The sequence below is a fragment of the Vreelandella jeotgali Hwa genome, from assembly GCF_000334215.1.
Classification (GTDB): Bacteria; Pseudomonadota; Gammaproteobacteria; order Pseudomonadales; family Halomonadaceae; genus Vreelandella; species Vreelandella jeotgali.
Genome location: NZ_AMQY01000025.1, coordinates 49,568 through 66,268 on the forward strand (window position 1 = coordinate 49,568; position 16,701 = coordinate 66,268).

Here is a 16,701-nt window from a genome sequence, read left to right on the forward strand (position 1 = left end):
TAGGAAAAACAGTCCGGCGAGTATAGCAAAGCCCGACAACAGCCGCCGGAGGCGCAAGCCCGGACATAAAACGCTTTTTAGACAATTTATGAATTTGTCGAAATTATCCTAAAGTAATACACACTTCCGGCTATCCCTGTGCTTTACTGCAAATGGCAGATGCGCTCCCGGCAAGCACTGACCGGGCGCTACCACAACCACAACATCACTGCACCGGGGTACCTCCCATGAAGCTATCTCTGTTGGTCAAAAGCACACTCGCCGTTTCGGCGGCTGCTTCCCTTGTCGCCAGCCAGGCCGTCGCGGCCGACACCGTACGCTTACGCTTCCATACCTTTTACGGCACGGAAATGGACAGCATCGCCCAGGAGTTTCAGGACAGTGTCGAGGAAGCCAGCGATGGCAGCCTGCGCATCCAGTACTTCCACGGCGGCGAGCTGGTAGACAGCGATCAGTTCGTGGATGCCGTCAAGCGCGGCACCATCGACATCGGCTACGGGGTAGGCAGCTACTGGCCCGGGCAGGTCAATATCGGCAATATCGAAGCCGGTCTGCCGGGCGCCTGGGTCAATACCGAAGAAGCGCGCGACATCTTTGAAAACCAGGGCCTGAATGATCTTGCCAGGGAAGCTTACGCGGAAAAGGGCGTCAAACTCATCGGACGCGGCTACGGCAGCAACTACGATCTGCTGACCCGGGAGCCGGTTGAAAGCCTCGACGACCTCAAATCAATGCGTATTCGCGCCACCGGGCAGGTTGCCGAAGTTCTGCAGGAATTTGATATTCCCACGGTTTTTCTCCCGGCTCAGGAGCTCTACGTCGCCCTTTCCACCGGCGTTATCGATGGCGTTGTCTACGGTGGCCCGGTTGAGTACGAGCAGCTCAAGCTGCACGAAGCGGCCGACAACTACACCTTCATGAACATGCTGAATCCGGGCTGGATCGAAACGGCCATCGTCAACCAGGACACCTGGAAAAACCTGTCCGATGAGCATCAGACAATCCTTCGCGAGGGCATCGCCCAATACGCCGACGGTATTCACGAGTGGCTGGAAGAAGGCAACCAGCGTCTCATCGAGGAAGGAGAGCTGTTCAATTTCGCCTCGCTGCCCGATGCCGATGCCAAGCGCCTGACGGAAGCCGCCCAGAGCATTTGGCAGGATGAAGCCGACAAGTCGGAACGCAATGCCAAAGCCGTCGATATTCTGATTGATAACGCCGTCAAACAAGGACGCCTGAGTGAGTAGAGTAAACCGCTATTTACGGGTGCAGGATGGTCTTTCCGACTGGGTCGGGAAGACCATCTCCTGGCTAACGCTGGGGATGATCGGCATATTGTTGTTTGAAGTGGTGGCACGCTATTTTCTCAACGCCCCGACAATCTGGGGCAATGAGCTGACCACCATGTTCTTCGGTGCGCTGAGCATCCTCTCCGGCAGCTACACCCTCCGTCATCACGGGCACGTCCGCAGCGACGTCGTCTATGGCCTTCTGCCCCCGCGAGGACGGGCCTTTTGCGACCTGGTGGTCTTTGGCCTGGGTCTGGTGGTGCTCGTTATCTTCTTCAAGCTGGCGATAGAGTTTGCTTATACCTCCTGGCGTATGGGCGAATTCTCCAACCAGAGCGTCTGGCGCCCGCCGCTCTATCCGATTAAATCCACCATCGCGATAGCCGTTGGCCTGCTGATACTGCAAAGCCTGGCCGAGCTGTTGCGCGCCGTTCTCCGGCTATTCGGCGTGGCGTATGACGACCCGCGAGATGATGCGATCGATGACCCGGCTTGAAACACCCTGTTGACGTGATGATCCAACACCGACATGCCCTTTGACGGGCATGCCATTAAAAGAGCTTTTTTATGGCCAATCTAGAGCCTCTGACGATTACCGGCATCATGTTTTTTTCCATGCTGGTGCTGATGGCAATGGGCGCACCACTGGCCTGGGCGCTGATGATTTCCGGCATGGGCAGCGCCTATATCATGTTCGGAAACGGCGGGCTTGACCTGTTGCTGGCGTCTGCCTACAGCACCATGGATAACTTCCTTCTGGTTGCCCTGCCGCTGTTCATTTTCATGGGGCTGGTCCTCGAACGCTCCGGCGTTACCGATGACCTCTTTGAAATGATCCACAAGCTGATGGGCCGACTGCCCGGCGGCCTGGGTGTCGGGACCGTGCTGATTTGCGCGCTGATCGCGGCAATGGCCGGCGTTTCCGGGGCGGCTACCGTCAGCCTGGGCATCATTGCGCTGCCGGCGATGCTCAAGCGCGGCTACCACAAGCGCCTGGTGACCGGCACCATCATGGCCGGCGGCGCCCTGGGCTTTCTGATTCCGCCCAGCGTATTGATGATTGTCTACGCCTTTCTGGCCCGGGAATCCGTTGGCAAGCTCTTTGCCGCGGGGCTGATGCCCGGCCTGATGCTGGCCTCGATTTACATGATTTATATCCTGATTCGCTGCCGCATTGACCCTTCGCTTGGACCGCCCGCTCCCGAACAGGAGCGTTTCACTCCCAGGGAAAAGCTGCTCGCGCTTCGGCACCTGGTGGCTCCGGGCATCCTGGTGTTTGCCGTGCTGGGCTGCATCATCGGGGGTATTACCTCGCCGTCCGAAGCCTCCGCCGTGGGCGCCGGCGGTGCCTTGCTGATCGCCGCGCTACGCGGCAACGTCAGCTGGCGACTGCTGCGCTACGTGATGCTCAGCACCACCAAAATCACCGGCATGCTGCTGTGGATTGCTATTGCCGCGGTGTTTTTCAGCAAGATCTACATGGGCCTGGGCGCCGGCATGATTCTCACCGAGATGATTCAGGATTATAGCCTCTCCCCGTACACGGTGATCATTTTCATGCTGCTGAGCTTTTTCCTCCTGGGCATGTTCCTGGATGACTTTGCCATCCTGTTTATCACCATTCCGCTGTACGTGCCGATCGTGAATGATCTGGGTTTCGATACCACCTGGTTTGCCGTTCTCTTCATCCTGAGCATGCAGTCGGCCTACCTGACGCCGCCTTTTGGCTACAACCTTTTTTACATGCGGTCGGTAGCTCCAAAAGACATCACGATCACCGATATCTACCGCTCGGCGCTGCCGTTTGTTGCCCTGCAGCTCACCGGACTGGCGTTGATTGTCGCCTTTCCGAGTATTGCCCTGTGGCTCCCCAACAAGCTGTTCTAGCGCTCCACGGCGAAACGCCCAACAGCCGCGTCATTGCTCGGCGCGGCCGCTGGCCAGCAGCGCGATCGCCAGCACCACCAGAGCGCTGCCCGGCAGCCAGATCCAGTCGATCCGGCCGGGCTCGCGGAAGAACAGCAGCAGCATGGAGACAAACGGGACCAGGTAGCTGTACGCCGTCACCGCACCGGGTGTGAGCCTACCGGTGGCGTGCTGCATCAGCCAGAACGTTAGCGCGCTGGAGCCCAGCCCCAGATACACCAGCACCAGCGCATCCCGGCCGCGCATGTCGAGCAGGGCGTCGACCGGCTCCAACACGAGGCCCAGAGCGCCGATTAGCACTCCGCCCATCGCCAGGCTCCAGAAGGTACGCACCGCGGCGGAAGGCGCCAACAACTCGCGGGCAAGCCCCCACTTGCTGATCACCGGGTACAGCGCCGAAGCCACGCAGCCGAGGAAAAACACCGCCTCGCCGCGACCCAGCTGCAACGCTCCGCCCTGCACCACCGCTTCGGCCAGCGCCAGCAACAGCGCACCACACGCTCCCAGCAGCAGAATGGCGGGCATTCGCCAGCGCCTACGTTCCACGCCCAGCATCAGCCCGGCGGCGTAGGCCAGCAGCGGCACGGTGACGTAAAGCGTGGCCATGGAAACCGCCGTGGTGTGCTGCGCCGCCTGGAACATGGCGCTGAAAAATCCCGCCAGGCACAGCCCCATCAGACCGTACAGCGGCAGCGTGCGCCAGCGCGGCCAGAAGTCCGCCGAGCGTCGCGCCAGCCACCACAACCCCGCGCAGGCAATGGCGAAACGCAGCGCGGTCAGCAGGAGCGGCGGCAGGGCATCCAGCCAGCCCACCACGGGAAACGACAGCCCTACCAGCAGGGCCCACAGCAGCATGCCGGCATGTTCGCGCATCTTCTCTCCTGAATCGGTGTCGCGTTATCCCGAGCCCGGACGCAAAAATGCCGGCACCTGGAGATGCCGGCATCAGGACGTCGGATGGTCAATCAGGCCACGATCAGGACTTCATGTCCTCGAAAAACTTTTTGACGCCGTCAAAGAAGTTGGTCTTCTTTGGCGAGTGGTTTTGCGTGTTGCTGTCGTCAAAGCTTTTCTGCAGCTGCTGGAGCACGTCTTTCTGCTCGTCGTTGAGATTGACCGGCGTTTCCACCACGACCTTGCACAGCAGGTCGCCCTGAGCGCCGCCGCGCACCGGCTTCACGCCCTTGCCGCGCATGCGGAACAGCTTGCCGGTTTGCGTTTCGGGCGGAATCTTGAGCTTGACCCGGCCTTCGAGCGTGGGCACTTCCAGCTCGCCGCCGAGCGCCGCGTCGGCAAAGTTGATCGGCACTTCGCACTGCAAATGCCGGCCGTCACGCTCGAAAATCGGGTGCGGCTTGATGGCCACCTGGACATAGAGATCGCCGGGCGGGCCACCGTTGAGGCCGGATTCGCCCTCGGCATTGAGCCGGATGCGATCGCCGGTATCCACGCCGGCGGGAATCTTCACCGACAGCGTACGGGTCTCGCGCACGCGACCTTCGCCGTTGCACTTGTGGCAAGGAACCTTGATGTGCTCACCGCCGCCGTGACAGGTCGGACAGGTTTGTTGCACGGCAAAGAAGCCCTGCTGCATGCGTACCTGGCCCATCCCCTGACAGGTCGGGCAGGTTTCCTTGCTGGAGCCGGGCTCGGCGGCGTCGCCGTCACAGCGGTCGCAGCTGATATGGCGCGGCACCCGGATATCCACACTGGTGCCGGCTACCGCCTGCTCCAGGTCGACTTCCAGGTTGTAGCGCAGATCGGAGCCGCGCGCCGGCGCGTTGGGGCCTCGCCGACGGCCACCGCCGCCGAAGATATCGCCGAATACATCGCCGAAGATATCGCTGAAATCGCCGCCACCGCCGCCGAAGCCGCCGGCACCAAAGCCGCCGCCCTGGCCGTCGACGCCGGCGTGGCCGAACTGGTCGTAGGCGCCGCGCTTTTCGCTGTCGCCCAGCACTTCATAGGCGTCGGATACCTCGCGGAATTTTTCCGCGGCGGTATCGTCGTCCGGGTTTCGGTCGGGGTGATACTTTTGCGCCAGACGGCGGTAGGCCTTTTTGATCTCCTTCTGATCGGCCCCTTTATCGACCCCCAGGACGTCATAATAATCGCGCTTGGACATGGGTCCCACGCCTCCTGGTTAACTTGAGCACGAGTTGGCTTGAGAAACGGGTTGCTTGAGAACAGGGCCTGCGCAAACAGCAACGCGGGAGTTGCCTCCCGCGTCACCGTTTACTCTCGCAGCCAGTTGTCTTACGACTTTTTCTGGTCGTCGTTGACTTCTTCGTACTCGGCGTCAACCACGTCCTCTTCGGGCTGGGCATTGCCGCCGTCGGCCGCTTCGCCTTCACCCTGCTGGCCTTCCTGCTCGGCGTACATCTTCTGCGCCAGCTCGCCGGAGGCTTCGGTCAGGGCATCGAGCTTCTTCTGGATGTCGTCCACGTCGTCACCCTTGCTGGCTTCTTCCAGCTCGGTGATGGCGGTTTCGATCTTTTCCTTCTCGTCGTCGGTGGCCTTGTCACCGGCTTCCTCGAGCGTTTTACGCGTAGCGTGAACCATACCGTCGGCCTGGTTGCGCAGCGTGACCAGCTCTTCGAACTTCTTGTCCTCGTCGGCGTTGGCTTCGGCGTCCTGGACCATCTGATCGACTTCCTCGTCGGTGAGACCGCCGGAGGCCTTGATCACGATGGACTGTTCCTTGTCGGTCGCCTTGTCCTTCGCCGAGACGTTGAGGATGCCGTTGGCGTCGAGATCAAAGGCAACTTCGATCTGCGGTACACCGCGCGGCGCCGGCGGAATGTCGGCGAGGTCGAAACGGCCCAGCGACTTGTTCTGCGAGACCTGCTTGCGCTCACCCTGAACCGCGTGGATGGTCACCGCGGTCTGGTTGTCATCCGCCGTGGAGAAGGTCTGGGTCTTCTTCGTGGGGATGGTGGTGTTCTTCTCGATCAGCGGCGTCATTACGCCACCCATGGTTTCGATACCCAGCGTCAGCGGGGTCACGTCGAGCAGCAGCACGTCCTTGACGTCGCCGCCGAGCACGCCGCCCTGAATCGCCGCACCCACGGCCACGGCTTCGTCCGGGTTGACGTCCTTGCGCGCGTCCTTGCCGAAGTATTCGGCGACTTTTTCCTGCACCTTGGGCATGCGGGTCTGACCGCCGACCAGGATAACGTCGTCAACTTCGGAAGCGGACAGGCCGGCATCCTTGAGCGAGGTCTTGCACGGCTCCAGCGAGCGAGCGACCAGGTCTTCCACCAGCGCTTCCAGCTTGGCACGCGTGACCTTGACCTGGAGGTGCTTGGGACCGGTGTTGTCGGCGGTCACGTAGGGCAGATTGACGTCGGTCTGCTGGGCGCTGGACAGCTCGATCTTGGCCTTCTCGGCGGCTTCCTTGAGGCGCTGCATAGCGAGGTTGTCGCCGGACAGATCAATGCCGCTGTCGCTCTTGAACTGGTCGACCAGGTAGTTGATCAGCGCCAGGTCAAAGTCTTCACCGCCGAGGAAGGTGTCGCCGTTGGTGGCCAGCACTTCAAACTGGGTTTCGCCGTCAACGTCGGCGACTTCGATGATGGAAATATCGAAGGTGCCGCCGCCCAGGTCGTAAACCGCGATGGTGCGGTCGCCGCGCGACTTGTCCATGCCGTAGGCAAGCGCTGCCGCCGTGGGCTCGTTGATGATGCGCTTGACTTCCAGACCGGCGATGCGGCCGGCGTCCTTGGTTGCCTGACGCTGGCTGTCGTTGAAGTAGGCCGGCACGGTGATAACCGCTTCGGTGACGTCGTCACCCAGGTAGTCTTCGGCGGTCTTCTTCATCTTCTTGAGAATTTCCGCGCTGACCTGGGGCGGCGCCATCTTTTCGCCCTTGACTTCGACCCAGGCGTCGCCGTTGTCGGCCTTGGCGATCTTGTACGGCACCATGTCGATGTCTTTCTGGACGACCTTGTCGTCAAAGCGACGGCCGATCAGGCGCTTGATCGCGTAGACGGTGTTTTCCGGGTTGGTCACGGCTTGGCGCTTGGCCGCCTGACCCACCAGAATTTCGTCGTCGGTGTAGCCGATGATGGACGGCGTGGTGCGGCCGCCTTCGGCGTTTTCGATAACCCTGGATTCCTTGCCGTCGAGTACCGACAGGCAGGAGTTGGTGGTACCCAGGTCAATCCCGATAATGCGTCCCATGGCAATACCTCAAAAAAATCAGTGAAAAGTGGTTAATTGAGTGGTTAACAATGTATTGATAACAATCAAGACTTGTTGTCCAGTCAGGCGATCAACGTCGCCGGGATGTTCCTGTATCTGGGGGTCGCCGGCAGCATTTCAAGGGCTTTTTACCCCGTATCAGTCGGGTTTTTTGCTGACCACGACCATCGCCGGACGAATCAGGCGGCCGTTGAGCTGATAGCCTTTCTGGATGACTTCCATGACCGTGTTGGGATCCATATCCGGATTGGGCACCATGGTCATGGCTTCGTGCAGCTGCGGGTCAAACGGCTCGCCGTGAGGGTCAACCGACTCGACACCGAATTTGCCCAGCACGTCCAGCTGCATTTTCAGCGTCATGGACACGCCTTCGCGGTGGGCCTCGGTGGCTTCTTCGCCCATGGCTTCCAGCGCCTTTTCCAGGCTGTCGACCACCGGCAGCAGCTCCTTGACGAACTTTTCCAGCGCAAACTTGCGCGACTTTTCGGCGTCATGCTCGGCACGGCGGCGCATGTTCTGCGCTTCAGCGGCCGTGCGCATGGACTGCTCTTTGGTTTCTTCCAGCGCCTTTTCCAGCTCCTCTACCCGAGTCGCCAGCACTTCCGCTTCGGGGTTGTCGCTTTCGCTCTCGGTGTTGACGGTATCGCCTTCGTCGTCGATCAGGCTGCCCAGCTCGCTTTCGGCCAGGCGCTCTTCGGCCTGATGCTGTTCCGACGCGGCCTCGCCTTCGGGCGTTTGGGCATCGTCCTGGTCGTGGCGCTCCAGCTCGTCGTCGAGCGGGTTCTGCGGGTCTTTAGCCATTGGAGTCTCCTGAGAAAAGCAGCGGTTGAATTCAGCACGTCTGCGCTGTTACCTCGCGTTGGGGCCCTATATGGGGATTATGTGCGCCAACTCAAGAGGCATTTACCTGCGAACGTCACAGCCGCGTTGAAGCCGATCGCATTGAAGCCGGTTGCATTAAGTCCGGTCGTATTAAAGCCGGTCGTATTTAAATCACAGGCCGATACAACAGCATCCGTTGCTGTTGCGGTATAAAACATCATGCTGTATAAAAAACAATTATTGGTTAATCAGCCAGCCAGTGGCCCGCCTGTTTGTCATGGGTGGCCAGCTCCACAGCTCATCACGCGTACCGGGAGGCTTCATGCTGACACAGCTCGCAATCCAGGACTTCGCCATCGTTGACCGCTTTGAACTGGATCTCAAGGGCGGCATGACCGCCGTTACCGGGGAAACCGGCGCAGGCAAATCCATTCTGCTGGGAGCGCTGGGCCTATGCCTGGGCAGCCGCGCCGATGCCGGCAGCGTGCGCCACGGCTGCCAGCGCGCCGACCTGACGGCACGCTTTGATATCACCCGCCTGCCCGACGCCAAAGCCTGGCTGGCCGAACGCGAGCTGCCCACCGACGAATGTCTGCTCCGCCGCGTGGTCAGCGCCAACGGACGCAGCAAGGCCTGGATCAACGGCCGCCCTGCCGCCATCAGCGATCTCAAGGCGCTGGGCGAACGGCTGATTCAGATTCACGGCCAGCACGCCCACCAGGCGCTGATGCACGCCGATACCCATCTGACCCTGCTGGATGACTACGCCGGACTGAACCACGACGTCGAGGCCCTGGGCGAGGTGTTTCGTGACTGGCAAAACGCTCGGCGCCAGCTCAAAAAGCGCCGCGAGCAGGGCAGCGAGGCCGATGCACGCCGCCAGCTGTTGCACTATCAGGTCGAGGAGCTGGATCAGCTGGCGCTGGGCGACGACGAGCTCCCCACGCTGGAAGACGAACAGCAGACGCTCGCCCACGCCGAGGAAATTCTGCGCGATACGCAGTTCGCCGCCGACTGCTGCGAGGACGACGACAGCGGCGCGCTGTCGCTGCTGCACCAGGCCCGGAGCCGGCTGGAAAACCTGCCGGGCAGTGATACCGGCGTTCTGGCCAATACTCTGACCATGCTGGGCGATGCACAGATCCAGCTGCAGGAAGCCGCCAGCGAACTTAACCATCTGGCGGCCGACACTCCGCTTGACCCCGACCGCCTGGCGTTCGTGGAAAATCGGCTGGGCGACATTCATCGTATTGCCCGCCAGCACCACATCGCGCCCGAGGAGCTGCCCGATCTCCACGCACGCCTGAGCGAAGAGCTGGAGCAGCTCAACGCCAGCGGTGGCGATCTGGATGCGCTGAGCGCCGAAGTCAACGACCTGCACGACCGCTACCGCGACGCCGCCCGAACGCTGGGCAAGGCCCGGCGCCAGGCGGCGACCGCATTTGCCGACGAAGTCCAGCAGCAGCTGGCGTTTCTGGCGATGGGCAAAGCGCATTTCGAGGTCGCGTTTGAACCCCGCGATACCCCCGCCGCCGAAGGCCTGGAGCGCGTGCAGTTTTTCATTGCCGCCAACCCCGGCCAGCCGGCGCGCCCGCTGGCCAAAGTGGCCTCCGGCGGCGAGCTGTCGCGCATCAGCCTGGCGATTCAGGTCGTGGCCGCCAGCCATTCGACCATTCCCAGCCTGGTGTTTGACGAAGTCGACGTCGGGGTTTCCGGCGCCACGGCGGAAATCGTCGGCCAGCTGCTGCGCCGTCTGGGCGATAACGGCCAGGTGATGACCGTCACCCACCTGCCCCAGGTCGCCGCCCAGGCGCACGCCCATCTGCACATCGAAAAACGCGCCCGGGACAACAGCACCCATACCCGGATGGCGCTGCTCGACGACGGCGGGCGGGTCAGCGAACTGGCCCGCATGCTCGGCGGTATCAACCTGTCCGACCAGACCCTGGCCCACGCCCGGGAAATGCTCAATGCCAGCCAGCGCCCCGCGCATTGACGACTTTCCTCGAACCCATGGCTTTCAAGGCGCCTTCCCGACCATGAAAAAAGGCCGCTAAAAAGCGGCCTTTTTTCTACCTGTCTACCGGAAAAAGCGCCGGTTAGAGGGTCAGCACCTTGTCGCCCCGGGCGATACCCGAAACGCCGGTGCGGGCGACTTCCAGAATACCCACCGGCGCCATGGCCTGCAGGAAAGCATCCAGCTTGGTGGCATCGCCGGTAATCTGCACGGTGTACAGACTCGGGGTAACGTCGACCACCTGGGCGCGGAAGATATCGGCATTGCGCTTGACCTCATCCCGGGCGGCGCCCTGCGCTCTGACCTTGACCAGCATCAACTCGCGCTCGATGTGATTGCCCTCGGTCAGATCCACGAGCTTGACCACGTCAATGAGCTTATTGAGGTGCTTGGTGATCTGCTCGACCACCCGGTCGTCCCCCTCGGTAGTTACCGTCAGCCGCGACAGCGATTCGTCGTCGGTTGGTGCGACGTTGAGAGTTTCGATGTTGAAGTTACGCTGCGAAAACAGACCGACCACACGCGACAGGGCACCCGGTTCGTTTTCCATCAGAATCGAGATGATATGACGCATCAGGTACGCTCCGTTTTGGACAGCAGCATGTCACGCATGGAACCCAGCGGCACCTGCATCGGATAAACGTGCTCGAAGGGATCGACTTTGACGTCGAGGAACACCAGCTCGTGCTTGTCTTCAAACACCCGCTCAAGCGCTGGCGCCAGCTCGTCCAGGGTGTTCACCGTCAGCGCGGTGAAACCGTAGGCCTGGGTCAGCAGGTGGAAGTCGGGCATCGACTCCACGTAGGAGTTGGCGTGGCGGGACTTGTAGTTGAGATCCTGCCACTGGCGCACCATGCCCAGCGAGGCGTTGTTCAGGTTGATGATCTTGACCCCGATGCCGTACTGCTTACAGGTCGAGAACTCCTGCATCATCATCTGGAAGCTGCCTTCGCCGGTGATGCACACCACGTCGTCGTCGGGATAGTTCAGCTTGATCCCCATGGCCGACGGAAAGCCGAACCCCATGGTGCCCAGCCCGCCGGAGGTGATAAAGCGGCGCGGCCTGTCGAACTCATAGTACTGGGCGGCAAACATCTGGTGCTGGCCCACGTCGGTAGTGACAAAGGCCTTGCCACCGGTCCTGTCGCTGATGGCTTCGATGACTTCCTGAGGCTTCAGGACTTCGCCGGCCTGCGACGGCTCGTAACGCTTGCCCTCGCGCTCGGCGCGCCAGTCGTTGATCTGCTGCCACCAGTCCTCGAGCGCCTCGGGGTTGTCAATCTCCTTGCCCTGCACGAGGCTGATCATCTCGTTGATCACGCTGGACGCCGGGCCGACGATAGGCACGTCGGCGCGCACGGTCTTGGAGATCGAGCTGGGGTCAACGTCAACGTGGATGACCTTGGCCGTGGGGCAGAACTTGGAGACGTTGTTGGTCACCCGGTCGTCAAAGCGCGCGCCGATGGCAATCACCAGATCGGCATGGTGCATGGCCATGTTGGACTCGTAAGAGCCGTGCATGCCCAGCCACCCCAGGCACTGGCTATCGCTTTGCGGGTAGGCGCCCATGCCCATCAGCGTGGTGGTGATCGGATGGCCCAGCTTCTGCACCAGATCGGTGAGGCCATCGCCGGCATTGCCCAGCACCACGCCGCCGCCGGTATAGAACACCGGGCGGCGCGCCTTGAGCATCAGCTGCACGGCCTTCTTGATCTGGCCGGTGTGGCCGCGAGTCACCGGGTTGTACGAGCGCATCTTGATCTTTTGCGGGTAGGTGTACTCGTAACGCTCGGTGGGCGCGGTCATGTCCTTGGGAATGTCCACGACCACCGGCCCGGGCCGCCCGGTCGAGGCGAGGTAGTAGGCCTTTTTCAACACCTCGGGAATCTCGGACGGATGGCGGATCGCAAAGCTGTGTTTGACGATGGGCCGGGTCACGCCAACGATGTCGGTTTCCTGGAAGGCGTCTTCGCCAATCAGGTGGCTGACCACCTGACCGCACAGCACCACCATGGGCACCGAGTCCATATAGGCGGTGGCAATGCCGGTGACCGCGTTGGTGGCGCCGGGGCCGGAGGTGACCAGCACGGTGCCGGGGCGGCCCGAGGCGCGGGCGTAGCCGTCGGCGGCGTGGGTGGCGGCCTGTTCGTGACGCACCAGAATGTGCTTGACCTGGTCCTGGCGGAACAGCGCATCGTAAATATGCAGCGCGGCCCCGCCGGGGTAACCATAAATATATTCAACGCCCTCGTCTTGCAGGAAGCGGGCGATCATGTCTGCGCCGGAAAGCAGTTCCACAGTGTCTCTCCCCTGGAGGTCTCGAGTGCTGTCGGCGGGCGTTGGCCCACCAAGTCGAGTGCGGCGATATGCCGCTGCCGGTTACACCGGCACCTGATGCCAAACCCTGGCATATGACCCGGTTGGGGTCTGCACTCTCTCACGGCGGTTTACCGCGTCGGGGCGTTGGCCAGGTCGGGCGGATTAGCCCGGGCCCGGAAGTCCTTCGGCGGGTAAAGGCATTTGAACGCCTACCCTTCGCGCGGGGATAGGGGGTTGCCCGTGGTTCCGCGCCCGCAAATCAGGAGCCTTCAAGATTCCATTAGCGCGCTCGGATTGTCAACCGCCCGGCGCCCGGCACGGCGGGAAACCCGGCACGAAAACGCCCTGCCGGCTATCGCCAGTGGCGATGCCGGCAGGGCGTGTTGGCACTGATCTTGCATCAGCTTTTGGCCCGGCCGATTACGGCGCGTTCAAGCGGGCTTGTGCATGTTGCCGATCATCGGGCCGGCGTCGGCTCAGTCGGTGCCAAAGCGCAGCTCACCGTCTTCGGCGCCTACGTAAACGGTCCCGCCGTTGGCAAAACGACCGGCCAGCAGGTCCTGGGCCAGCGGGTTTTCGATCCGGCTCTGGATCGCCCGCTTGAGCGGCCGGGCGCCGAAGACCGGGTCAAAACCGGCCACCGCCAGCTGCGCCAGGGCGTCGTCGCTCACCTCGAGGCCCAGATCATGCTCGGCCAGCCGCGCCTTCAAGCGCTCCAGCTGAATGCCGGCAATCGCCCGAATCTGCGCTTGTCCCAGAGCGTGGAAGACCACGACTTCATCGATGCGGTTGATCAGCTCGGGGCGGAAGTGATTGCCCACCGTCTCCATTACCGCGCTGCGCATGGTTTCGTAGTCGTGGTTGTCGGTATCGCTTTGATCACCGCCCATGCGCTGAATGATTTCGGAGCCCAGGTTCGAGGTCATCACGATCACGGTGTTGCGGAAATCCACCGTGCGGCCCTGGCCGTCGGTGAGGCGGCCGTCTTCCAGCACCTGCAGCAGGATATTGAAAACATCCGCGTGGGCTTTTTCCACCTCGTCGAGCAGCAGCACCGAGTAAGGTTTGCGGCGCACGGCCTCGGTCAGGTAGCCGCCCTCCTCGTAGCCGACGTAGCCCGGAGGCGCGCCGATCAGCCGAGCCACGGAGTGCTTCTCCATGAACTCGGACATATCCACGCGCACCATGGCTTCCTCGGTGTCGAAGAGGAAGGTCGCCAGCGCCTTGCACAGCTCGGTCTTGCCCACACCGGTGGGCCCGAGGAACAGAAACGAGCCGTTGGGCCGGTGCGGGTCGGCAAGCCCGGCGCGGGAACGCCGCACGGCGTTGGATACCGCCTCGACGGCCTCGGCCTGGCCGATCACCCGCTCGTGCAGCGCCTCTTCCATGCGCAGCAGCTTGTCGCGCTCGCCTTCGAGCATCTTGGCGACCGGAATCCCCGTCCAGCGCGAAACCACCTCGGCGATTTCTTCCTCGGTGACGTTGGAGCGCAGCAGCTGGTGGGTCGAGGTATCGGCCTCTTCGCTTTCGCTGCTCTCGGCAATTTTCTGCTCCAGCGCGGGGATGGTGCCGTACTGAATTTCCGACATGCGCCCCAGATCGCCCTGGCGCCGGGCCTGCTCCATATCCAGCCGCGCCTGCTCCAGCTCGGCCTTGAACTGCGCCGCGCCCTGGATGCTGGCCTTTTCCGCCTTCCAGATTTCGTCGAGATCGGCGTATTCGCGCTCCAGCTCGTGGATTTCCTCCACCAGGGCATCAAGGCGTTTTTGCGAGGCGGCGTCGGTTTCCTTCTTCAGCGCTTCGCGCTCCATCTTGAGCTGGATCAGCCGACGGTCGAGCTTGTCCATCTCTTCGGGCTTGGAGTCCAGCTCCATGCGAATGCGCGAGGCGGCTTCGTCGACCAGGTCGATGGCCTTGTCGGGCAGCTTGCGGTCGGTAATGTAGCGAGTAGACAGCTTCGCCGCGGCGATGATCGCCGAGTCGGTAATATCCACGCCGTGATGGACTTCGTAACGCTCTTTCAGCCCGCGCAGAATCGCCACGGTGTCTTCTTCGCCGGGCTCGTCCACCAGCACCTGCTGGAAGCGGCGCTCGAGCGCGGCGTCCTTTTCGATGTGCTGGCGGTATTCGTCCAGCGTGGTGGCGCCGACGCAGTGCAGCTCGCCCCGCGCCAGCGCCGGCTTGAGCATGTTGCCCGCGTCCATCGAGCCTTCGGACTTGCCCGCGCCGACCATGGTGTGCAGCTCGTCGACGAACAGGATAATCCGCCCTTCCTCTTCCGCGAGCTCCTTGAGCACCGCTTTCAGTCGCTCCTCGAACTCGCCGCGGAACTTGGCCCCCGCGAGCAGCGCGCCGATATCCAACGAGAGAACGCGCTTGTCCTTCAGGCCCTCGGGCACCTCGCCGTTGACGATCCGGTTGGCCAGCCCCTCGACGATGGCGGTCTTGCCCACGCCCGGGTCGCCAATGAGCACCGGGTTGTTCTTGGTGCGCCGCTGAAGCACCTGGATGGTGCGGCGGATTTCGTCGTCGCGGCCGATGACCGGATCAAGCTTGCCGTCCAGCGCCCGCTGGGTCAGGTCCTGGGTATATTTGTCCAGCGCCTCGCGGGACTCTTCGGCGTTGGGGTCGTTGACACTTTCACCGCCGCGCACGTTGTCGATGGCGGTTTCCAGCGAACGGCGATCGAGACCGGCCTGCTTGAGCGCGCGAGCGGTATCGCCGCCGGCTTCCAGCGCGGCCAGCAGCACCAGCTCGGTGGCGACAAACTGGTCGCCGCGTTTCTGGGCCTCGCGGTCGGTCAGGTTGAACAGCTTGATCAGCTCCTTTGAGGGCTGAACGTCGCCGTCAAAATGGCTGACCTGTGCCAGCTTGTCCTGCTGGCGGGATAGCGCATCGCGGAGCGTCGAAGCGCTGCCGCCGGCTTTTTCCACCAGCGACTTGAGCCCGGTATCGGCGCTGTCCAGCAGCGTCAACAGCAGGTGTGCCGGTGCTATCTGATTGTGACCCTGCCCCACGGCCAGCGACTGGGCGTCGGCAATGGCGTTTTGCAGCTTGGCGGTAAATTTATCGAATCGCATGAATGGACTCCTTCCGGCCTGGCAGGGCGTCATGAATTACCGCGACGCGCCGGCCGGCCTCCTGATCATCAAGCCGCCGGGGGAATATCCCGCCCGGCGGTATGGGTATGTCCAATGAAATGGCGCCGGGGGGAAGGCGTTTCAAGAGCCGGGTGCGGCAAAGATGATGTGGCGCAGGAAAACGAGAGGAAAAGAGAGCAGCAGAGGAGAGGAAAGAAAAAGACAGGGCAAGACGGGTTCAGCCCGGCCGGATCACCCCAACCAGATCACGCTGGCCATGCGGCCGGTGCGGCCGTTATCGCGGCGGTGGGAATAAAAGCGCGGTTCGCTGGCGGTACAGAAGTGCCCGCCACTCACCTCATCGATCCCCAGCAGCTCCAGGCGTAGCCGCGCCAGGCGATAAATATCCGCCATGTGATGACCCAGCCGATAGGGGCTGGGATCAAAGGCCTCTTCCGCCTGGGGGTGGACGGCGACGAAGGCGTCGAACACCTCCGGGCCGACTTCAAACTGGGCGTTGGAAATCGCCGGCCCCAGCCAGACCATAATGTCCTCGGCGGGCGTATTGAGCGCGGCGACCGTGGCCTCCAGCACGCCGCCGGCCAACCCCCGCCAGCCGGCGTGCGCGACCGCTACCCGGGTACCGGCGCGGTTGCAGAAAAACACCGGCAGGCAGTCGGCGGTGAGCACCACGCAGGCGTAGTCGCGGCTGTCGGCCACGGCGGCGTCGGCCTCGGGAATCTCGCTCTGCACGGCGGTGCGCCGGGGATAGTGCTGCTGCACCCGGGCACCGTGGGTCTGGCTGAGCCATAAAAACGGCCGCTCATCGCCCACTTCCTTGCTCAGCAGGCGCCGGCAAAGGGCCACATGGTCGGCGTTGTCGCCGACGTGGGTCGCGGCGTTGAAAGCGGCGAAATCACCCTGGCTGGGGCCGGTTTCCCGGGTAGTGACAAAAGCATGTACGTTGGCCGGCGCCGGCCAATCGGGCGTCATCAGCGTCGGATGCAGGTCCAGCGCATCGCTCATCGGATCGTCTCCGGGTTTA

At 62.4% G+C, this 16,701-nt stretch carries 12 protein-coding genes; 4 read left to right on the top strand and 8 right to left on the bottom strand.

Annotated elements, in window-relative coordinates; translation table 11 throughout:
- Positions 1-227 precede the first annotated feature (227 nt).
- The 3 genes from C793_RS0112725 (at position 228) to C793_RS0112735 (ending at position 3,176) form a co-directional block, all read left to right on the top strand.
- Positions 228-1,247 (top strand): TRAP transporter substrate-binding protein, encoded by a 1,020-nt coding sequence (locus tag C793_RS0112725; RefSeq protein WP_017431331.1) that lies wholly within the window; start codon positions 228-230, stop codon positions 1,245-1,247.
- Positions 1,240-1,785 carry a TRAP transporter small permease subunit gene (locus tag C793_RS0112730; protein ID WP_026106284.1) on the top strand — a complete coding sequence of 182 codons (546 nt, stop codon included), beginning with the start codon at positions 1,240-1,242 and terminating at the stop codon, positions 1,783-1,785. Before C793_RS0112725 ends, C793_RS0112730 begins: the two co-directional genes overlap by 8 nt.
- A gap of 71 nt (positions 1,786-1,856) precedes the next feature.
- Complete coding sequence (locus C793_RS0112735; protein WP_017431333.1) at positions 1,857-3,176, top strand: TRAP transporter large permease; 1,320 nt, start codon at positions 1,857-1,859, stop codon at positions 3,174-3,176.
- Positions 3,177-3,206: 30 nt separating this feature from the next.
- Here the strand turns inward: C793_RS0112735 and C793_RS0112740 are convergent, their stop codons facing one another.
- The 4 genes from C793_RS0112740 to grpE form a co-directional block, all read right to left on the bottom strand.
- Positions 3,207-4,088, bottom strand: coding sequence for a DMT family transporter (locus C793_RS0112740; protein WP_017431334.1), 882 nt, complete (start codon positions 4,086-4,088; stop codon positions 3,207-3,209).
- 103 nt (positions 4,089-4,191) lie between these two features.
- Complete coding sequence (gene dnaJ, locus C793_RS0112745; RefSeq protein WP_017431335.1) at positions 4,192-5,340, bottom strand: molecular chaperone DnaJ; 1,149 nt, start codon at positions 5,338-5,340, stop codon at positions 4,192-4,194.
- A 131-nt stretch (positions 5,341-5,471) separates the two neighbouring features.
- Positions 5,472-7,397: a molecular chaperone DnaK gene (dnaK, locus tag C793_RS0112750; protein ID WP_017431336.1), complete on the bottom strand. Its 1,926-nt coding sequence runs from the start codon at positions 7,395-7,397 to the stop codon at positions 5,472-5,474.
- A gap of 159 nt (positions 7,398-7,556) precedes the next feature.
- Entirely contained in the window at positions 7,557-8,219 is a 663-nt protein-coding gene (gene grpE / locus C793_RS0112755) for a nucleotide exchange factor GrpE (RefSeq protein ID WP_017431337.1), read from the bottom strand.
- Between the two features lie 343 nt (positions 8,220-8,562).
- Here grpE and recN point away from each other — a divergent pair, with 343 nt between their 5' ends.
- Positions 8,563-10,236, top strand: a complete 1,674-nt coding sequence (recN, locus tag C793_RS0112760) for a DNA repair protein RecN (protein ID WP_017431338.1) — start codon at positions 8,563-8,565, stop codon at positions 10,234-10,236.
- Positions 10,237-10,339: 103 nt separating this feature from the next.
- Here recN and ilvN read toward each other — a convergent pair whose 3' ends face one another.
- The 4 genes from ilvN to pgeF all read right to left on the bottom strand — a co-directional run bounded on the left by ilvN (position 10,340) and on the right by pgeF (position 16,682).
- A complete protein-coding gene (ilvN, locus tag C793_RS0112765; RefSeq protein WP_017431339.1) occupies positions 10,340-10,831 on the bottom strand; it encodes an acetolactate synthase small subunit in 492 nt (163 codons plus the stop codon).
- Positions 10,831-12,555 (bottom strand): acetolactate synthase 3 large subunit, encoded by a 1,725-nt coding sequence (locus tag C793_RS0112770; protein ID WP_017431340.1) that lies wholly within the window; start codon positions 12,553-12,555, stop codon positions 10,831-10,833. Before C793_RS0112770 ends, ilvN begins: the two co-directional genes overlap by 1 nt.
- A 497-nt stretch (positions 12,556-13,052) precedes the next feature.
- Positions 13,053-15,656, bottom strand: a complete 2,604-nt coding sequence (gene clpB, locus C793_RS0112775; RefSeq protein ID WP_017431341.1) for an ATP-dependent chaperone ClpB — start codon at positions 15,654-15,656, stop codon at positions 13,053-13,055.
- 252 nt (positions 15,657-15,908) lie between these two features.
- Positions 15,909-16,682, bottom strand: coding sequence for a peptidoglycan editing factor PgeF (gene pgeF / locus C793_RS0112780; RefSeq protein WP_017431342.1), 774 nt, complete (start codon positions 16,680-16,682; stop codon positions 15,909-15,911).
- Positions 16,683-16,701: the final 19 nt, after the last annotated feature.

Bases quoted from the DNA above. Each gene is read 5' to 3' on its own strand.
- C793_RS0112725 (WP_017431331.1), top strand. From the start codon at position 228: ATGAAGCTATCTCTGTTGGTCAAAAGCACACTCGCCGTTTCGGCGGCT.
- C793_RS0112735 (WP_017431333.1), top strand. From the start codon at position 1,857: ATGGCCAATCTAGAGCCTCTGACGATTACCGGCATCATGTTTTTTTCC.
- C793_RS0112740 (WP_017431334.1), bottom strand. From the start codon at position 4,088: ATGCGCGAACATGCCGGCATGCTGCTGTGGGCCCTGCTGGTAGGGCTG.
- dnaJ (WP_017431335.1), bottom strand. From the start codon at position 5,340: ATGTCCAAGCGCGATTATTATGACGTCCTGGGGGTCGATAAAGGGGCC.
- dnaK (WP_017431336.1), bottom strand. From the start codon at position 7,397: ATGGGACGCATTATCGGGATTGACCTGGGTACCACCAACTCCTGCCTG.
- grpE (WP_017431337.1), bottom strand. From the start codon at position 8,219: ATGGCTAAAGACCCGCAGAACCCGCTCGACGACGAGCTGGAGCGCCAC.
- recN (WP_017431338.1), top strand. From the start codon at position 8,563: ATGCTGACACAGCTCGCAATCCAGGACTTCGCCATCGTTGACCGCTTT.
- ilvN (WP_017431339.1), bottom strand. From the start codon at position 10,831: ATGCGTCATATCATCTCGATTCTGATGGAAAACGAACCGGGTGCCCTG.
- clpB (WP_017431341.1), bottom strand. From the start codon at position 15,656: ATGCGATTCGATAAATTTACCGCCAAGCTGCAAAACGCCATTGCCGAC.
- pgeF (WP_017431342.1), bottom strand. From the start codon at position 16,682: ATGAGCGATGCGCTGGACCTGCATCCGACGCTGATGACGCCCGATTGG.